This is a genomic window from Idiomarina sp. UBA4520 (assembly GCF_002388365.1).
GTDB lineage: Bacteria > Pseudomonadota > Gammaproteobacteria > Enterobacterales > Alteromonadaceae > Idiomarina > Idiomarina zobellii.
The window spans coordinates 1-19,216 of record NZ_DGMK01000019.1 but is presented as its reverse complement, the minus strand read 5'-3'; the positions used below and the strand labels follow the sequence as shown (position 1 = coordinate 19,216).

Sequence of the window (19,216 nt, the reverse complement as noted above, 5' to 3'; positions counted from 1 at the left end):
ATAAATGCTCTCTTTAGCCAGCGTTGCGTTATTTAGCCAGTTAACGCTTCAGCAGCCTCAGGAGGACAAACCTAGGAATCCTGACGGCTGCTCATTCGAGCAAGTCGAGTTTACGACTGACTTTGCTGCGGGACGTTTACATCATTGTGAGCGAGAGCAGGAAGGTCAATTTAAGCTCTATTTAAAGCCAGAAAAGGAAGATATAAACCCTAGCCCCTGGTACGCATTTGCCGTTGAAAACCTGGCGAATGAGAGTAAGACCTTTACGATTACTTTGTTTGCTGACAAAGGTATTTCAAGGTACAAGCCCAAACGCAGCAGTATCGGCGAAGATATGTGGCACCCGGTCCCTTTCTCAGAAGGCGATGGTTGGTTAAAGTTTAAAGTCACCCTACCGGCCCAAGAAAAAGAAATTATCGCCGGACAGGAAATTATCGATAACGTCCATTATATAGAATGGCTAAGTAGCTTAATTAAAGAGCCTGAGCACTCCAAAGTTATTTCTCTCGGGGTCTCCAGTGAAGGAAGAAACTTGGCTGCATTAGAGCATACAGTTCCTTCAAGCGATAAATGGCTGATACTTATTGGCCGTCAACATCCACCGGAAGTGACTGGCGCAATTGCCCTTCTCCACTTTGGAGAAATACTATTTAGCGATGAAAAATACGTTTCTGAGTTTCGCAAGCAATACAATATTTTACTGGTTCCAAATATGAACCCAGACGGGGTTTATCACGGCAATTGGCGCTTAACAGCCGCCGGTGTCGATATGAACAGGGACTGGAAAAACCAAACGCTGCCGGAAACCCAGGCACTGGCTAAATACTTAACAAAATTAACTAAAGGTGGCGGTAAAATTGAGTTCGCCATTGATTTTCACTCAACGCACCGAAATGTTTTTTATACGATGCCTAAAGGCTATGAACCTAGTTCTGGAGTGCCTTTAAGAAACCCTCAACGAGTTTATAACTGGATTGAAGAAATCGCTGAAATGGTCGACTCCGTTGAACTTGACTATCAGCCTGGTGCACACCCTGACAGCGGTGTTTTTAAGCAGTTCATCACTGATAAGTTCGCAGCTCATGCAGTCACTTACGAAGTCAGTGACAGCGAAGAGCGTGACAATATTAAACGCGTTGCTGAAGCCGCCTTAATTTCCTTAATTAACCGCTTAGATTAAAGGTTTCGTAAAAGCGGTTGAAGCTTTTTTCGACCCACCCTAACTTTAGTCATAACAACGGAAAAGCACTATGTTTAGCAACTAACCAATAAGGAAGTATCATGAAAAAGACAATCATTGCACTCGCTTTAATTGGGACTTCAACAGGCGCTTTAGCGGACTCTCCCAACTGGGACAAAATTCAGGCAACTTATATCGAAACCGATATCGAAACACCGCTTGATGAAGATATTTCAATGGATGGTTACGCGGTATCTGGTTCCCTGTCGCTTAGTGACTCCGTTTTTGTTCTGGCAAACTTTGACTCAGTGGGTGACGAGTCAGACTTTGGTGATGTCGATTTAGACTCACTCAATGCCGGTCTAGGCTTTAACCATGGCATTACCGACTCTACGGACATTTTCGCTACCGTCACCTACGAAAAACTGGAGCTTGTTGGCTCTATTGATGCCATAGGCTCAGAGTCTTTTGACGAATCGGGCTACGGGGCCGGTCTGGGTATCCGCTCTATGATTACCGACTTCTTCGAGTTATCTGTCAAAGCTGACTATCTGGATATTGACGATGAAAACGCCATTCGTTATGACGCTTCAGCGTTTTTCCATCTGACCACTAACTTATCGCTGGGTGTTGGGTATAAACTGTATGATCTAGATGAAATTGATCAGGATATCGATACTATAGGTGCGAGCGTTCGTTATAGCTTCTAACCCCCTATAAGCTGGCGGATAAAGGATTATCCGTTAGCTTCCCCCAGCCTTCCTCTACTCTAATTTGAAAAACAATTCTAATTTTCTACCGATCTAACTTTAAGAAATCTCCGTAGCTTCCTATACTCTACACGTGAATTTAAAATTAGCTTTAAATTCAAATGCGTATCAGCGCCTATTTTTAATAAAGGGGAAGCTAAATGACCAAAAAAGAAGAAGAGGTACTGCGCGGCGACAAGGATTTAGAACGCGAGCGTCAAGCAGATGATCCCATGATTCCCGATGGTGAAGTTAACCCCATCAATACAGACTATCAGGTAGGACAAGACAACGTTGTCATGAAAATAGGTCCATTTGGACTCGATTTTCATAACCGCGTTTTTGCTATTTCGGGCTTAGCCATTGTGGCTTTCGTATTCATTACGTTAGCTTTTCAAAATCAGGCTGGCCCAATATTTACGAATACCAAAGATTGGTTAACGGCTAACTTAGATTGGTTCTTTATTAGCGCCGCTAACATCTTTGTTATTTTGTGTCTGGTATTGGTGGTTTCACCGCTAGGCAAAGTTCGGATAGGGGGCACAGAAGCCAAACCTGACTTTTCCTATCTCGGCTGGTTTTCAATGCTGTTCGCAGCCGGCATGGGTATTGGTTTAATGTTCTATGGCGTTTCAGAGCCCATAACTCACTTCAGTACAGCCTTGGGAGGCACTGAAACCGGATCTGACGGGCTTCGTACCGATTGGGCTCCACTTGGTGGCGCAGAGGGTGACGAGGCGAAAGCGGTTGCTTTAGGTATGGCTGCAACAATATTCCACTGGGCACTGCACCCCTGGGCTATTTACGCGGTTCTGGCTTTAGGTCTTGCTATTTTTTCTTTCAACAAAGGTTTACCTTTAACCATTCGCTCTATTTTCTACCCTATTCTGGGTGAGCGAGTTTGGGGCTGGCCAGGCCACATCATCGATATTGTTGCTATTTTGGCAACTCTGTTCGGCTTAGCTACATCGTTAGGTTTAGGCGCGTCGCAGGCAGCCTCAGGCTTTAACTTCCTGTTTGGCTGGGACGAAGGTAATACAACACAGGTATTGTTGGTCATTGGTATCACTGCCGTTGCTTTAGTGTCAGTACTCGCCGGTCTTGAGTCAGGTGTACAGCGCTTATCTCAAATCAACATGACATTGGCAGCACTATTAATGCTGTTCGTTATCATTGTTGGACCTACTGTCGCAATTCTGACAGGCTTCGTTGACAACCTATACAATTACATTGTGAACTTACCTGCTCTGTCTAATCCAGTTGGACGAGAAGACTTAAACTATTCACAAGGCTGGACGTCATTTTACTGGGCTTGGTGGATAGCGTGGTCACCGTTTGTCGGTATGTTCATTGCCCGCGTTTCGCGTGGTCGCACAGTACGTGAGTTCTTGGTTTCAGTATTGCTGATTCCTTCACTCGCCTGCGTATTCTGGATGAGCGTTTTCGGCACAGCCGCTATTGAGCAGTTCCTGGCTGGCGCAGAAGAAGTTGCTAACGTCGACCTGTCATTGCAGCTATTTGTGATGTTAGAAGGTTTACCTTGGACAGGCATTACCTCATTCATCGGTATTATACTAGTTATGGTGTTCTTCATTACATCGTCTGACTCTGGTTCGTTGGTTATTGATACCATCAGTGCAGGCGGTAAAGTCGAAGCACCTGTACCACAACGTGTATTCTGGTGTACCTTTGAGGGGCTCGTTGCAATTGCCTTGATACTTGGCGGCGGCTTAGTGGCTCTGCAAGCCATGGCAGTATCAGCAGGCCTACCGTTTACTATTGTGCTTTTAGCAGCATCCGTGGCTTTAGTCCAAGGCTTGCGCTCTGAGCCAAGAGTTGGTAAAACCACAAAATAACCGACCACGAGCGACACCTCTGGGTGTCGCTCATCTTTTTTAAGGTGCTTATATGGAAGCTGAGCACGTCGAAATTCTGAACTTCTTACGCAAGTACTCTCCTTTTAACGAGTTACCTGAAGAAGAGCTTCAAATAGCGGCACGAAATACCTCTGTAGCTTACTTCAAAGCCGGCACTCAAATTCTTGAGTTCAACCAGCATATTGATGCACTCCATGTTGTCAGAAGTGGCTCAATTGAGACTTATCACAAAGACGGATCACTGTTTAACCGATTAGATGAAGGTGGCTTTTTCGGTGAAGCTGGCCTGCTCCGCAAAGGCCGCGTACGCTTTCCGGTTAAAACCATTGAAGATACACTGCTGTATTACATTCCCGGCGACTTATTTAATCGCTTTTATGACGAGTACGATGCCTTTGCCGACGCTGTTGAAGTTGAAGAGCAGCGCCGTGTCAGTCATGCGGTAAAAGAACATGAGAGTCGTAACCGAACATTATCAGCCCGAGTTGAGACTTTAATTACACGCGAGCCTATTGCTATTAATAAAAGTGCTTCAATACGCGAAGCTGCTTGTCTAATGACGGACGAGAAAGTGTCATCATTACTCATTTATGACGACGAAAAGCGTGATATTCCTGCGGGCATAATCACCGACAAAGATTTGCGTAAACGCGTACTAGCGGTCGACAAAGACGCCTCCGACCCAGTCGCCGATATTATGTCTGAGAACCTGGTGTTCGTGCAGCACAACAATCGAGTGTTTGAAGCATTTCTAACTATGCTGCGCACCAACTTGCACCATTTGCCAGTACTGCGCCAATCCAAAGTTACTGGCGTTATAGCTTTGTCGGACGTTGCCCGTCATGAATCGCAAAGCAGTCTATACATTGTTTCCAGTATTTTTAAACAAACCAGTATTGAAGAGCTTTCACAGTTAGTCCCTGACGTACATAAAAGCTTTGTGCGTATGGTTGAAGAAGACGCTAATTCACGCATTATTGGCTCCGCTATGGCGACTATTGGTCGTAGCTTTAAACAGCGACTACTGGAGTTAGCCGAGGAGAAATACGGACCACCACCAGTGCCCTACTGTTTCTTAGCACTGGGTTCTATGGCTAGAGACGAGCAAACCGTGGTGACCGACCAGGACAACGCAATGGTGCTCGATGACAGCTTTGACCCTAAACTACATGATGAATATTTCTTAAATATCGCGCAATTTGTTTCCGATGGTCTAAACGCCTGTGGTTATACCTATTGCACCGGCGATATTATGGCGACAAACCGTAACTGGCGTCAGCCTTTATCAAAATGGAAGCAGTATTTCACGGACTGGATAGAAAACCCCTCACCTGAAAAACTGCTGCATTCGTCAATTTTTTTTGACTTAGACGGTGTTAGTGGTGAAATGCGTTTTGCCAAAGAGCTCAACCAGCTCATTCGTAAAAAAGCGCCTAAGCACAAGCGCTTTCTGGGCTCTATGGCACGTAACGCGTTAAACCGTACGCCACCACTCGGTTTTTTCAAAGATTTTGTCATGGAAAAAGACGGCAAACACCGGGACAGCATTAATACAAAGCGCCGTGGAACCGGTCCTGTCGCTGACTTAATTCGTGTACATGCTTTGGCGATTAGTGCTCAACGTCAAAATTCATTTGCCCGCCTTGAGGAAATTATTGACGCTAATATATTGCCAAAAGGTCGTGGCCCAGACTTACGTGACGCACTGGAATTGATTTCTATGGTGCGTATTCGCCACCAGGCACTGGCATTAGAAGCCGGTGAATCACCGGATAACAACGTGGCACCGGAGGACTTGTCTGATTTTGAGCGTAAAAATTTAAAAGACGCTTTCCAAATTCTCAGTAACGCGCAGAAATACCTGCGTTACAAATATTCTGGAGGCTAATTGTGCTGTATTTGCCGCCAGACGCCGAGAATAAACAAGAGAAAAGCGCAGTAAACTGGCCGGAGCGTTTTCAGGAGCTTGCAAAAACAGCGAAGCATCCTGCGCTTAAACGCTATTATGAAGTTGGCATAGCTAGCGCAGACACTTCTATTGACAACGTACCAATGGTTGCTGTCGACTTTGAAACAACCGGCATGAACCCGGATAAACACGGTATTATCAGTATTGCAGTTGTTCCTATGACATTAGGGCGAATCGATATGAGCCAAGCTCAACAATGGGTGGTAAAGCCCCGGCGCTTGTTAACCGAAGAGTCTGTCACGATTCATGGCATAACGCACAGCGAGATAGAGCAAGCACCAGATTTGGCTGAAATCATTGATCCATTGTTAAACGCTGTTGCAGGCAAAGTTTGGGTCGTCCATTACAATGGTATTGAGCGCCCTTTTTTACAAGGTGCTTTTGAAGAGCGTTTGAACGAAACCATCCACTTCCCACTCATAGATACCATGGAAATTGAGGCACGCTTTCATCGCCAAAAACGCAGTTTGTGGGATAAGTTAACCGGCAAAAAGCCTGTTTCTATCCGTTTGGCTGACAGCCGGGAGCGTTACAATCTGCCTTTTTACGCCCCCCACGACGCCATGACCGACGCTCTTGCCTGCGGCGAGTTGCTGCAAGCACAAATTGCGCATCACTTTTCGCCAGAAACCGCCATTGGAGATATTTGGCTGCCCTAGGCCTCTTTTATCTGAGAGCGACCGGCTGATTTTGCTTGATACAATGCATTATCTGCCTCACGCATAATATCTCGAAGTTCTGTAGCCGCCATTTGTGATGACACGCCGATGCTTGTTGTACATTGCAATGTATCTTTAAAGTACAGCGCTTTCACGCTGCTCACTGCATTATAAACTCCGTTTGCAAAGCCTAACTTTTCCCGTTTCTCTGTTTCATGGAAGGCGATAGCAAACTCTTCACCGCCCATACGTCCCACCACAGTGCCATCACCGGAAAATGAAAGAAGCTTTTGCCCGATTGCCGCTAGTAACGTATCACCAGCTTCATGCCCATAGCTATCATTAATGTCTTTAAAATAGTCCAAGTCGAGAATCATTAAGCCCAAACTGGCTGATTTTGGAAGGCTTTTTCGCAAATTATCCGCGTACATAAAAAATGCGCGACGATTATATAGCTGAGTTAAGCTGTCCACTTCTGCGAGAAACTTTAATTCCTTTTGTGTTTCATGCAGTTGCTCTTCTACACTCTTACGCTCAGTAATATCTGTTGCGACTTCTAGTCGCACTTGGCGTCCGTCATGCCAACGGATCAAGCGGTCACGACATTGGTACCAGCAATTATTACGTGTATTTTTAAACTCCCAAAGATACGTATCACCACTTTTCGGGAGTAAAGGGTTAGTACAAAAATCACAAGGCTTTTTTTGACCTTTCTGTAAAACCTCAAAGCAACGCTTGCCTTTAACATCACCGAACTGGTTTACGCCGCCAATATTCTTTAGCGCATACTTGTTCATAAAAAGCAGTTCGTGAGTTTCAACGTCAGATACGTACACAACGGCGTCGAGACTATCCAGAATATGTTGGAGATCGGAAATTTCGGTTACTGCACTTGGTATCATAAGTTTACGTAAAAATACTGGCATGTGCCTTTGATTCATGTCAGGTTTTACTTTCTCATATAATTCAAAATTAAACATTATCCAATGGTCTAAAAATGAAAAATATCGTTTTTCTTACGTCAATTGCCGTCGCAAGCTTTGCACCATTTACCAGCTCTGCTCAGGTAATTAAGCCTGCACCGCAGGTGACTACCCAAGCTCAAGCTGAATTTTTTGAGGCAATTAACCAGCACTGTGGCAACTCATACGCTGGCGAAGTAACAGTTGATACCCCTTCAAGTGAGGGCTTTGAAGGCCCGTTGATTATGCATGTGCGCAAGTGCGGCGATGCGAAAATTGAAATTCCTTTTCATGTTGGCGATGACCATTCGCGCACCTGGATTTTAACGCAAACAGGGTCTGGCATTAGCCTTAAACATGATCACCGCAAACCCGACGGCAACTATGACCCGCTAACTATGTATGGTGGTCATACGGTCGACAAAGGCTACCCGACTGCACAGTCGTTCCCGGCTGACGCCTACTCAAAAGAATTATTTATTGAATTGGGTGTGCCGCAGTCGAATACCAATATTTGGCAAATGTATATTCACGACGACACCTTTACCTACCGCTTAATTCGCGAAGGCAGAGAATTTCGGGTGGATTTTGATTTAACAGAAACCGTTGATACTCCCCCTACTCCATGGGGCTATGCGGACTAGGTTTGAAATACACTAATAAGAAGTCGCGCCTAAGCGCGACTTCTTGCATTTACAGCACGTCACCCGGAATACGCACGTTACCTTCCATTAAAACGCGCGCGCTGCGGCTCATAATAGCTTTTATAGCGGTCCACTGGCCGTTGACTTGCTTACATTCGGCGCCAACCTGTAAGGTGCCTGAAGGGTGACCGAAGTTAACCATGGTACGGTCATTACCACCCGCCGCCAGGTTAACAGTAGTGCCCGGAATGGCTGCGGCAGTTCCGATAGCCACTGCGGCTGTGCCCATCATGGCGTGATGCAGTTTGCCCATCGACATAGCACGCACCAACAGATTCACGTCACTGGCGGCAATTTTCTTACCACTGGAGGCGATATAGTCTTTCGGCGGCGCGACAAACGCCACTTTCGGCGTATGCTGGCGATTAGCTGCATCTGAAACGTCGTCTATCAAGCCCATTTTTACGGCACCGTGCGCACGAATGGTTTCGAAACGCTCCAAAGCTGCCGGGTCGCCGTTAATAGCTTCCTGCAGTTCGGTGCCATCATAGCCAATTTCTTCTGCATTCAGGAAAATGGTCGGAATACCGGCGTTAATCAGTGTTGCTTTTAAGGTGCCGATACCCGGAACGTCTAAATCATCGATCAGATTACCGGTCGGAAACATCGACTCACCATCAGCTGATGGGTCCATAAACTCTACGGGCACTTCCGCTGCCGGGAAGGTAACGCCATCCAGCTCAAAATCACCGGTTTCCTGCACTTCACCGTTGACCATAGGCACTTTATTGACAATAGTTTTGCCAATATTGGCCTGCCAAATACGGACTTCGCAAACCCCATTTTCAGGAATGCGTTCAGGCGCTACCAAACCGTTGGCAATGGCAAATGGCCCCACCGCTGACGATAAATTACCGCAGTTACCACTCCAGTCGACAAATGGCTTGTCTATGGACACCTGACCAAACAGGTAATCCACGTCATGATCCGGCTGTTCGCTTTTAGAAACGATAACCGTTTTACTGGTGCTGGACGTCGCGCCGCCCATACCATCGGTATGCTTGGCGTAAGGATCCGGGCTGCCAATGACACGCAACAAAATGGCATCGCGCACCGCACCCGGTTGCTGCGCTGCTTCAGGCAAGTCCTGCAAACGGAAAAATACGCCTTTCGAGGTTCCGCCACGCATATAGGTGGCGGGAATTTTGATTTGTGGTTTAAACGCCATAGCTCAAACTCCTTAGCTTGCTTCCGCTTCTAAAAAGTCCTGTGCAAAGCGCTGTAATACACCACCAGCCTCGTAAATAGAGACTTCCTCTTTGGTATCCAGGCGACAAATAACCGGTACTTGCTGTGACGACCCGTCCTTACGGTGGATAGTCAGCTGCAATACAGCCCCCGGTGCCGGTGTGCCTTTCACGTCGAAAGTTTCAGTACCGTCAATATTCAAGGTTTTGCGCGTGGTGCCCTCTTCAAACTGCAGTGGCAATACGCCCATTCCAATTAAGTTGGTGCGGTGAATGCGCTCAAAGCCTTCAGCAACAATAACTTCAACACCCGCTAAGCGAACACCTTTCGCTGCCCAATCGCGCGATGAGCCCTGACCGTAATCAGCGCCGGCCACGATAATCAGCGGCTGCTTGTTCGTCATGTAGTGCTCAATGGCTTCCCACATGCGCACGACTTTGCCTTCTGGCTCAATACGCGCCAGCGATCCCTGAATCACGTCACCGTTGTCGTCACGCACCATTTCGTTAAACAGCTTCGGGTTAGCGAAGGTGGCACGTTGCGCAGTGAGGTGATCGCCGCGGTGGGTCGCATAAGAGTTGAAGTCTTCTTCCGGCACGCCCATTTTAGTCAGGTATTCACCTGCAGCACTGTCAGCCATAATGGCGTTTGACGGTGACAAGTGGTCGGTGGTGATGTTATCGCCCAGTACTGCCAGCGGACGCAGACCCGTTAACGTATTCTCTGCGGCTAACTCACCTTCCCAATAAGGAGGACGACGAATATAAGTGCTCATTTCGCGCCAATCATACAACGGATTGTTCTTCTCGCCGTAGTCGACACTCAGGTTAAACATTGGGTCATAGACCTTGCGGAACTGCTCAGGCTTAACACTCTGTTTAACAATAGCGTCAATTTCTTCATCACTTGGCCAGATGTCTTTCAGAGTTACCGGATTGCCGTCCGGATCAATACCGAGCACATCCTTTTCTATATCAAAACGGATAGTGCCGGCAATCGCATACGCCACAACCAACGGCGGCGATGCTAAAAACGCCTGTTTAGCATACGGATGAATACGTCCGTCAAAGTTTCGGTTACCCGACAATACCGCGGTTGAGAACAGATCACGGTCGATGATTTCTTGCTGAATTTTCGGATCCAGCGCGCCACTCATACCGTTACACGTGGTACAGGCAAACGCCACCACGCCGAAACCTAAGTCTTCCAGTTCAGGCAGTAGCTGCGCTTCTTCCAGGTACATTTTTACGGTTTTAGAGCCCGGAGCCAATGATGACTTAACCCATGGCTTACGCGTTAAGCCCAACTTATTCGCGTTACGCGCAATCAAACCTGCTGCAATCATATTGCGTGGGTTACTGGTGTTGGTACAACTGGTAATCGCCGCAATAATTACTGCGCCGTCAGGCATTTTGCCCTCTTCCGGCTGTTCAATATGTTTGGCTACGCCGCGCTCGCTGAGCTCAGCTGCCGGTAGTAAGGCATGCGGATTAGACGGACCTGCCAGGTTACGCTCGACTTTTGACAAGTCAAAACGCAAGACTCGACCGTATTCGGCAGTTTTCAGGCTATCGCCCCACAAGCCGGTTTCTTTAGCAAACTTCTCGACCAACTCCACTTGATCGTCATCACGACCGGTTAGTTTCAAATAGTCGATAGTTTGGTTATCGATATAGAACATTGCTGCGGTGGCACCGTATTCCGGTGTCATGTTAGATATAGTGGCACGGTCGCCAACAGTCAATGCCTCTGCACCTTCACCGAAGAACTCAAGGTAAGCGCCAACCACTCGTTCACGACGCAAAAACTCAGTCAACGACAACACTAAATCGGTGCCGGTTATGCCCGGACGCAATTTGCCCGTGAGTTCAACACCTACGATATCAGGCAAACGCATATAAGAGGCGCGGCCCAGCATCACGCTTTCAGCTTCCAGGCCACCCACGCCCACAGAAATAACGCCTAAAGCATCAACCATCGGCGTGTGGCTGTCGGTGCCTACACAGGTATCAACAAAAGCGACGTTGTCACGGACCTGCACTACCGGCGACATTTTTTCCAGGTTAATCTGGTGCATAATGCCGTTACCCGGTGGTATCACGTCGACGTTTTTAAACGCCGTTTTAGTCCAGTTAATAAAGTGGAAACGGTCGTCGTTACGACGGTCTTCAATAGCCCGGTTTTTCTCGAACGCGTCTTTTTCGAAGCCCGCGTGCTCAACCGCCAGTGAATGGTCGACAATCAGCTGCGTTGGCACGACCGGGTTCACTTTGGCCGGGTCGCCGCCTTTTTCGGCGATCGCATCGCGCAGGCCAGCTAAGTCAACCAGCGCCGTTTGTCCGAGAATGTCGTGGCAAACGACGCGAGCCGGGAACCACGGAAAATCGTGCTCTTTCTTGCCGTAAATCAGCTGCTCTAACGACTGCGTCAGAATTTCCGGCGGGCAGCGACGTACCAGGTTTTCTGCCAGTACCCGCGAGGTGTATGGCAGTTTGTCGTAAGCACCCTGTTCAATGGCTTCAACGGCTGCCCGAGTATCGAAATACTCGAGCGTCGTGCCGTCTAGTTTTTTACGGTATTCATTGTTCATATTAACGGTCACCAATAGCTGGAACTGGACGCGCCTCTGGACCGGTGTAGTCCGCAGACGGACGAATAATACGGTTGTTAGCACGCTGTTCTTTAACGTGCGCGGTCCAGCCGGTTACCCGCGACATAACAAAAATTGGCGTAAACAATTTGGTTGGAATGCCCATGTAGTTATAGGCTGAGGCATGGAAGAAGTCCGCATTCGGGAACAACTTCTTCTCGCGCCACATGACTTCTTCGCAGCGAACAGAAACATCGTACAAACGGCTATCGCCGACTTCTTCAGACAGTTTCTTCGACCACGCTTTGATGATGTCGTTACGCGGGTCAAACTCTTTGTAAATCGCATGACCGAAGCCCATGATTTTTTCTTTACGCTCTAACATGCCCATCAGCGTTTGCTCGGCATCTTCGGCGTCTTTCATGTCTTCGATAAGTTCCATTGCTGCTTCATTCGCACCACCGTGCAGTGGACCACGTAACGAACCAATCGCGCCGGTAACACATGAATGAATGTCAGATAGTGTCGAAGCACAAACACGCGCAGTAAAGGTCGACGCATTAAATTCGTGCTCTGCGTACAAGATTAGCGAAGTATTCATCACGTCAGCATGCAGCTGTGACGGTGTTTTGTCGTGCAATAAACGCAGGAAGTGCGCGCCGATTGACTCTTCTTCTGAGTCCGTATCGATACGAACGCCGTCGTGAGTAAAGCGATACCAGTACAGCACGATGCCAGGGAATGTCGCTAAGAAACGCTCGATATGGTCGTCGGCTTCATCGAAGCTTTCTTCTGTTTCCAGGTTACCCAGCATTGAACAACCGGTGCGCATCACATCCATCGGGTGCGCTGATTTTGGAATGCGCTCTAGTACGTCTTTGACTTCCTGAGGCAATACGCGTAGTGATTTTAAGCGTTTGCGGTAGTCGTCAAGTTGCGACTGAGTCGGCAATTCGCCTTTTGCCAGCAGGTACGCCACTTCTTCAAAGCTGACTTTTTCGGCAAGCTCTTTAATGTCATAGCCGCGGTAGGTTAAGCCTGAGCCGCTTTTACCAACTGTACATAGTGCTGTTTCGCCGGCTGATTGTCCGCGCAAACCTGCGCCACTTAGTTTCTTCTCTGCCATGATTTTTCCCTTCTTAATTTGTTTATTTTTTAAATAATTGGTCGAGTTTTTCTTCGAAATCGTGATAGTTCAGAAATTCATACAATTCCGCACGCGTTTGCATATCATCGACAACCGCTTTCTGGTCACCGTTTTCTAAAATACTATTGTAGACATTAAGTGCCGCTTTGTTCATAGCTCGGAAAGCACTTAATGGATAAAGCACAATTTCTACGCCCACATCGGCCAGTTCTTGCTTGTTAAACAGCGGCGTCGCACCAAACTCGGTAATATTGGCCAGTACCGGCACATCTAGTGCATCAGTAAAGGCTTTGTAGTGTTCCAGCGTGTGCACCGCTTCGGCAAAAATTGCATCTGCACCTGCATCTACACAAGCTTGCGCACGCTCAATAGCAGACTCGATACCTTCCTGCTGGAATGCATCGGTGCGTGCCATAATGTAGAACTGATCATCAATACGCGCATCAACAGCCGCTTTGACACGGTCAACCATTTCGCCCTGGCTAACTATTTCTTTGTTTGGACGGTGACCACAGCGTTTCTGCGCAACCTGATCTTCAATATGAAAACCTGCGGCGCCGGCACGGCTCATTTCTTTTACCGTACGAGCAATGTTGAATGCGCCACCCCAACCGGTATCGGCGTCCACCAACAGTGGCAAGTCGCTGGCACCGGTAATACGACGAATGTCTTCACATACGTCGTTCAACGAAGTCATTCCCAAGTCAGGCAAGCCAAAAGACGCGTTAGCCACGCCAGCACCTGACAAGTACAACGCTTTATGACCGACTTTTTCAGCCATCATGGCTGTGTAAGCATTAATGGTACCGACAATTTGCAGTGGGCTCTCGTCGGCTACGGCTTGGCGCAGTTTCGCACCTGGGCTTTGTAATTGACTCATGATACTTCCTTATGTGCTTGTAGTTTTGTTTCAATGTTTTTGCGTGATGCACTGATATGGCGGCGCATCAACAAATCGGCAAGTTCGCCATCGCGGTTCGCAATGGCGGTAATAATCGCTTTGTGTTCATCAAAAGCACGCGACACACGCGGACCATTCATACCAAGCTGAACACGGTACATGCGAACTAAAAAGTAAAGCTCGTCGCAGAGCATATTAATTAAGTACTGATTTTTACTGGCAAGAATAATGCGGTAATGAAAATCGACATCCCCCGCCTCTTGATAATAACTTTCGCCTTCACGCACCCGCTGATTTTCCAAATGTTGCTCTAACAGTTTAGACAAGGCATCAATTTCGTCATCGGCCATTTGTTCCGCTGCAAGACGACAAGCTAACCCCTCCAGCTCTTCACGTATTTGATACAACGCAATTAAGCCTTCATAGGTTAATGTGACAACGCGAGCTCCTGCATTCGGGGTACGCTCAACCAAGTGACAACGCTCTAGTCGCGCTAATGCTTCACGCAATGGTGCCCGGCTAACATTAAACTGTTTAGCAAGACCCGCTTCACTAATTTTACTGCCTGCGGCAATATCGCCTTCAACAATCGCTTTTTGCACCGCAACAAGAACACGATCGGCTGACGTGACGGGTGATCTGAATGAGTACGACTGATCGTAAAAAGTCTGCATATATTATTTAAATAAGTAGAAAATACTTGGTTGTCGACAATCTACACAGGGTAGTCTAAATAACCACGTTTTTCAATTCCAAAACAATCGCATTGTCGACAATTTAAGCACTCCTGCACTTGGGGAAATTTGGCTTAGCAATGCCGTTTAATGATCTGATAAGATGCTTTTATGAATGACGTTTTAATGACTTTTTTTGATCTGGGGCAGTACTCACAAGCTCCGCTACCCGGCAATTACAATTATTGGCTTGTTGCCCTGTCCTACCTTGTTGCTTTTATAGCGTCATTTACCGCGTTAAAGATATTTGAGCGTGCTCATCGTCATCGTTCAGTCAGCCAACAGCGAACCTGGACGCTTATTACCGCAATTGTTGCCGGTATTGGCGTCTGGAGCATGCACTTTATAGGCATGATAGCGTTCCAGTTGCCTGTGGTGGTTTCACACAGTATTGGATTAACTCTGGCCTCGATAGCCCCGGCTATTATCGGCAATTACTTTGCCTATTCTTTGCACCTGTCCGCAGACAAACTGGCTAGTTTCAAAAGAGTACGCAACCAGGTTTCAAGCAAAACAAACATTCTTTCGGGCACAATTCTAGGTGCCGGTATTGGACTAATGCACTACCTGGGCATGGAAGCTATGCAGTTAAATGCAGAGCTCCTTTACTCGCCCTATTGGTTTGCGACTTCCATAGTTATTGCGGTGGCTCTAGGTATTCTTGCCATGAGTACTTATAGCCGCTCGAACACCATTCGCGGCGCCAAAAGCGAACTTCGAAAAATACAGTTTGTCACTGCGCTGATTATTGCTGCCGCTATTAGTGGTATGCACTATGTTGCGATGCTGGCCGCTCGCTTTTACGCAAATGAAACCACCAGTAGCTTAACAACCGGTGCTCAACACCAACATTTATGGCTGATTTACGCTATTGTCATTGCCGTCGCACTTATCGCGCTTATCTCCTGGGTTTCATCCGTTATTGATCGGCGTTTTCAGCATAATTACCAAGCCATACGTCAGTCAGACAAGCGCATTCGGGAGCTAGCTTTCAACGATGCACTAACAGGTTTGCCGAATCGCCGCTCTCTTTTGGACTACTTATCACAACAGCAGCAGGAAATACCTGAAGACGAACACCTTGTTCTATTTTTGCTCGACATCGACAAGTTCAAAGTTCTGAATAACACGCTTGGACCAACCCTGGGCGATTTACTGTTGCAATCAGTCACTCACAGACTCGAGCGCGTCAATTTAAACGTGCATATGGTTGCACGCCCCAGCTCTAACGAGTTTGCTGTGGTTGCCCGGGTGCGCAAGAGCAATAATCCGGTACAGGCGCAGTCGCACGCGCTGAGCATGGCTAAAACACTGCAACAAGAGCTGCAAGCGCCCTATTCATTAAAAGATTACCGTCATCAGTGCTCAATGAGTCTTGGTGCAACAGTTATCAGCGACTTAACCAAATCGTCAGAAGACATACTGGTTCAGGCGGCATTAGCCTTAGCCGAAGCAAAACGCAATGGCATGGGCGAAATTCGCTTATATCACCCTGAAATGGCCGATGCGATTGAAAAGCGAGTGAAGCTTGAGTCAGATTTACGCCATGCGATAGAAACGCGCACTGGCTTAGAGCTTTATGTGCAGCCCCAGCTTAATGAAAACCGAACTGTTATTGGCGCAGAGGCCCTTATTCGTTGGCATCATAGCGAGCGGGGAATGGTCTCTCCTGCGGAATTTATTCCGCTGGCCGAGGAAACCGGTCTTATTATTGGTCTGGGTGACTTAATTAATGAGCAAGCCTGCCAAATTATTCGTCAGTGGCAACAGCTGGGTTTAAACGACTGGGTTCTTTCTATTAATGTCAGCGCACCGCAGTTTCAGCAACTGGACTTTGTCGACAAGCTAAACAGCCTGTTGAAGCATTACGACGTGCCTGCCGGCCAACTTAAACTAGAGTTGACTGAGAGCGTGTTAATGCAAAACCTGGATGAAGTCATTCACAAAATTAACGAGTTGAAGCAACTAGGCATTCAGTTCGCGCTCGATGACTTTGGTACGGGTTACTCATCTCTTTCCTATTTGATGAAGCTGCCGTTTGACGTTCTGAAAATTGATGTGTCGTTCGTGCGCGATATGTTTCAGTCTAAGCAAAAAGAAGCCATTGTGCAGACGATTGTGCAACTGGCACATAACCTGGGGCTTAAAGTGGTTGCCGAAGGTGTCGAAACAGAAAAGCACTTTGACTACCTGTCTTCATTAGGCTGTGACTACTTCCAGGGCTATTTATTCAGCAAACCTGTTGCCGAGCCCGAGTTTAGACAGCAAAACCAGTGAATTCGTCGTTTTCGGTTCCATTCTGTGGCTACCGCTAGTAAAGTATTGCCACCTTTTTCGACTCCGACTTTAGTCGAATAAGCTAAAAATAGACATAACTATTTGATGTTAAATAACAAAATGGATAACAAGAATGGATCCTAAAAATATAGTCGATAAAGACTCAAGCTTTTTCGGACAGCCAGGGGGCTTACAAACCCTGTTCTTTACCGAAATGTGGGAGCGCATGAGTTACTATGGCATGCGCGCGCTACTCGTTTTATTCATGACCGCCAGTCTGCAAGAAGGTGGACTCGCAATAACCGTTGCCTCTGCAACCGCTATCTACGGCCTATACACCGGTGCGGTCTATTTCATGGGCTTACCAGGCGGTTGGATTGCCGACCGTTTGTTAGGTGGTCAACGCGCCACCTGGTACGGCGGCATCATCATTATGCTTGGCCACATTGTATTGGCCATTCCTAGTGAAGCAGGCTTCTTTGTTGGTATGATTTTGGTGGTACTGGGTACCGGCCTGTTAAAGCCAAACATCACTGCTATGGTCGGTCAGCTGTACAGCTCTGACGATGATCGTCGTGATGGTGGCTATACCCTGTATTACATGGGTATCAACATCGGTTCAATCATCGGTTACTTTGTTACCGGTTACCTAATGGAAAACGCGGGTTACCATTGGGGTTTCGGTGCAGCAGCTGTTGGTATGGCATTCGGCCTTATTCAGTACAAACTGACTCAGCGTAAGTTGAACGGCGTTGGCGAAAAGCCGCCGAAACCAATGGGTCCTAAAGGTACGAAACGCAGTTGGGGAATCATTTGGCTGTTACTAGCAGGCCTAGCTGTTTATACCTACTTAGCACTGAACGACTACGTCACGATTGACCCAACCGTAGTTGCCGGAAACGTTGCGATTATTTTCACCGTTATATTTTTCCTATACTACCTGTCCGTTTTTATCTTCGGGAAGTTGACTCGAGATGAAATGAAGCGCCTCGGTGCGCTATTCCTGGTGTGTATTGCGTCAACGATGTTTTGGGCGGGCTTCGAACAGGCAGGTTCTTCATTTAACCTGTTTGCCCGTGACTTAACAGATCGCATGGTTGGTAGCTTCGAAATTCCAACCACTTGGTTCCAGTCACTGAACTCGATATTCCTGGTCATTATGTCGCCATTTTTTGCGGCGCTTTGGATCAACCTGAGCAAGCGTATGATCAACCCGTCGTACGGCTTTAAGAGTGCTATTGGCCTTATCATTATGGCGACAGGCTTCATTGTCATGTTCTTCGCCTCACAAGCCGCTGCAAGTGGACTTAAAGTGGCGCCATACTGGCTGGTTGCGGTTTACTTCATTCACACCGTTGGTGAACTGTGCTTAAGCCCAGTTGCCCTGAGTGCTGTGAGTAAGTTGTCACCGAAGCGTATGGCAGGCCAGATGATGGGTATCTTCGTACTCACCTACTCCATCGGTAACGTTGTTGCTGGCTTGTTGGCTGGTGGCCTTGACCCGGAGAACCCACAAGCAATGCCTGAGCTTTACTGGACCATCTTTGTGTTCGGTGTAAGCGTTGGTGCGGCGGTCTTCGTATTGGCTCTGTTTACCCGTAAATGGGAAAAACTGGCGCCGGACGATGGCGAAGACGAACACCCAGGTGCAGTTATTGATGCTAACGAGCCGGTTGGCAAACCTTAATAAAGGTTAAGAAATTAGCATTTAAAAAGGGACCTTTGGGTCCCTTTTTTAGTATGTCCGATTTACTTTTTAGGCTTTTCGGAAACGTAGATAATAATCTCACCAGCAGCAACCACGGTACCATCATCCCGTTTCGCTTCCACGGTTATTGGTTGCTCACCCACTTGCCAAGTCTGATCTGATGCCTTCGCCTCAATAGTCACGTCACTGTTTGTTTTTGCCAGATACTGAACATTCATACCTTTGGGGATCCAACGCAAATGCTTTGGAATAGAAGCTTCAGCTAATGCGCCCATAGCCATCTCCATTCCGTTACATACTGCAATAGCGTGCACCGTACCAATGTGGTTCTGAACGGCTTTTCGCTTTTTGAACGTAAGCTGACAAAAGTTAGGCTCTAATTCAGTGATAAGCGGTTTAATGGTTGCAAAATAAGGCGCTTTTCGAGCAAACATTGCAGAGAAAATCTTGCGCCCAAACGGCAGTTTCAAACAACGCTCGTACAAATTAATTAAATAGTTGCCATTGGCCACTCGTTATACTCCTGAAATTTAGTCGATAACTTATAAGCAATATCGAGTAGGGTGAGGCG

General features: G+C 47.3%; 15 protein-coding genes. 8 read left to right on the top strand and 7 right to left on the bottom strand.

Features of this window, described 5'->3' with window-relative positions; genetic code table 11:
* Positions 1-4 precede the first annotated feature (4 nt).
* From B3850_RS08350 to B3850_RS08330, 5 genes are all read left to right on the top strand, one after another.
* On the top strand, positions 5-1,180 hold the full coding sequence (locus B3850_RS08350; RefSeq protein ID WP_286876288.1) for a M14 family metallopeptidase: 1,176 nt from the start codon (positions 5-7) through the stop codon (positions 1,178-1,180).
* 101 nt (positions 1,181-1,281) lie between these two features.
* On the top strand, positions 1,282-1,890 hold the full coding sequence (locus B3850_RS08345) for an outer membrane beta-barrel protein (RefSeq protein WP_058579033.1): 609 nt from the start codon (positions 1,282-1,284) through the stop codon (positions 1,888-1,890).
* Positions 1,891-2,090: 200 nt separating this feature from the next.
* Complete coding sequence (locus B3850_RS08340) at positions 2,091-3,785, top strand: BCCT family transporter (protein ID WP_414654249.1); 1,695 nt, start codon at positions 2,091-2,093, stop codon at positions 3,783-3,785.
* Between the two features lie 52 nt (positions 3,786-3,837).
* A complete protein-coding gene (locus B3850_RS08335; RefSeq protein ID WP_286911628.1) occupies positions 3,838-5,694 on the top strand; it encodes a DUF294 nucleotidyltransferase-like domain-containing protein in 1,857 nt (618 codons plus the stop codon).
* A 2-nt stretch (positions 5,695-5,696) separates the two neighbouring features.
* Entirely contained in the window at positions 5,697-6,434 is a 738-nt protein-coding gene (locus tag B3850_RS08330) for a 3'-5' exonuclease (protein ID WP_286876299.1), read from the top strand.
* On the opposite strand, the gene B3850_RS08325 is transcribed toward B3850_RS08330, so the two are convergent.
* Entirely contained in the window at positions 6,431-7,414 is a 984-nt protein-coding gene (locus tag B3850_RS08325) for a sensor domain-containing diguanylate cyclase (protein ID WP_286876301.1), read from the bottom strand. The genes B3850_RS08330 and B3850_RS08325 overlap by 4 nt on opposite strands.
* A 17-nt stretch (positions 7,415-7,431) precedes the next feature.
* Between B3850_RS08325 and B3850_RS08320 the strand changes: the two genes are divergently transcribed.
* The gene (locus B3850_RS08320) at positions 7,432-8,040 is read left to right on the top strand and encodes a hypothetical protein (RefSeq protein ID WP_053952301.1); all 609 of its coding nucleotides are present in this window, start codon (positions 7,432-7,434) and stop codon (positions 8,038-8,040) included.
* 49 nt (positions 8,041-8,089) lie between these two features.
* On the opposite strand, the gene prpF is transcribed toward B3850_RS08320, so the two are convergent.
* The 5 genes from prpF to B3850_RS08295 are packed head-to-tail and all read right to left on the bottom strand — an operon-like array spanning position 8,090 to position 14,600.
* Positions 8,090-9,268 (bottom strand): 2-methylaconitate cis-trans isomerase PrpF, encoded by a 1,179-nt coding sequence (gene prpF, locus B3850_RS08315; protein WP_286911627.1) that lies wholly within the window; start codon positions 9,266-9,268, stop codon positions 8,090-8,092.
* A 12-nt stretch (positions 9,269-9,280) separates the two neighbouring features.
* Complete coding sequence (acnD, locus tag B3850_RS08310; protein WP_286911626.1) at positions 9,281-11,878, bottom strand: Fe/S-dependent 2-methylisocitrate dehydratase AcnD; 2,598 nt, start codon at positions 11,876-11,878, stop codon at positions 9,281-9,283.
* Between the two features lies 1 nt (position 11,879).
* Entirely contained in the window at positions 11,880-13,004 is a 1,125-nt protein-coding gene (prpC, locus tag B3850_RS08305) for a bifunctional 2-methylcitrate synthase/citrate synthase (protein ID WP_053952304.1), read from the bottom strand.
* A 22-nt stretch (positions 13,005-13,026) separates the two neighbouring features.
* Entirely contained in the window at positions 13,027-13,905 is an 879-nt protein-coding gene (gene prpB / locus B3850_RS08300; protein ID WP_058579025.1) for a methylisocitrate lyase, read from the bottom strand.
* The gene (locus tag B3850_RS08295) at positions 13,902-14,600 is read right to left on the bottom strand and encodes a GntR family transcriptional regulator (protein ID WP_053952306.1); all 699 of its coding nucleotides are present in this window, start codon (positions 14,598-14,600) and stop codon (positions 13,902-13,904) included. Before B3850_RS08295 ends, prpB begins: the two co-directional genes overlap by 4 nt.
* A gap of 171 nt (positions 14,601-14,771) precedes the next feature.
* Here B3850_RS08295 and B3850_RS08290 point away from each other — a divergent pair, with 171 nt between their 5' ends.
* Both B3850_RS08290 and B3850_RS08285 read left to right on the top strand, forming a co-directional pair.
* On the top strand, positions 14,772-16,937 hold the full coding sequence (locus B3850_RS08290) for a putative bifunctional diguanylate cyclase/phosphodiesterase (protein WP_286911625.1): 2,166 nt from the start codon (positions 14,772-14,774) through the stop codon (positions 16,935-16,937).
* 133 nt (positions 16,938-17,070) lie between these two features.
* The gene (locus B3850_RS08285; protein WP_273269458.1) at positions 17,071-18,624 is read left to right on the top strand and encodes a peptide MFS transporter; all 1,554 of its coding nucleotides are present in this window, start codon (positions 17,071-17,073) and stop codon (positions 18,622-18,624) included.
* Positions 18,625-18,686: 62 nt separating this feature from the next.
* Here B3850_RS08285 and B3850_RS08280 read toward each other — a convergent pair whose 3' ends face one another.
* Positions 18,687-19,157 (bottom strand): hotdog fold domain-containing protein, encoded by a 471-nt coding sequence (locus tag B3850_RS08280; protein WP_058579022.1) that lies wholly within the window; start codon positions 19,155-19,157, stop codon positions 18,687-18,689.
* Positions 19,158-19,216 lie beyond the last annotated feature (59 nt).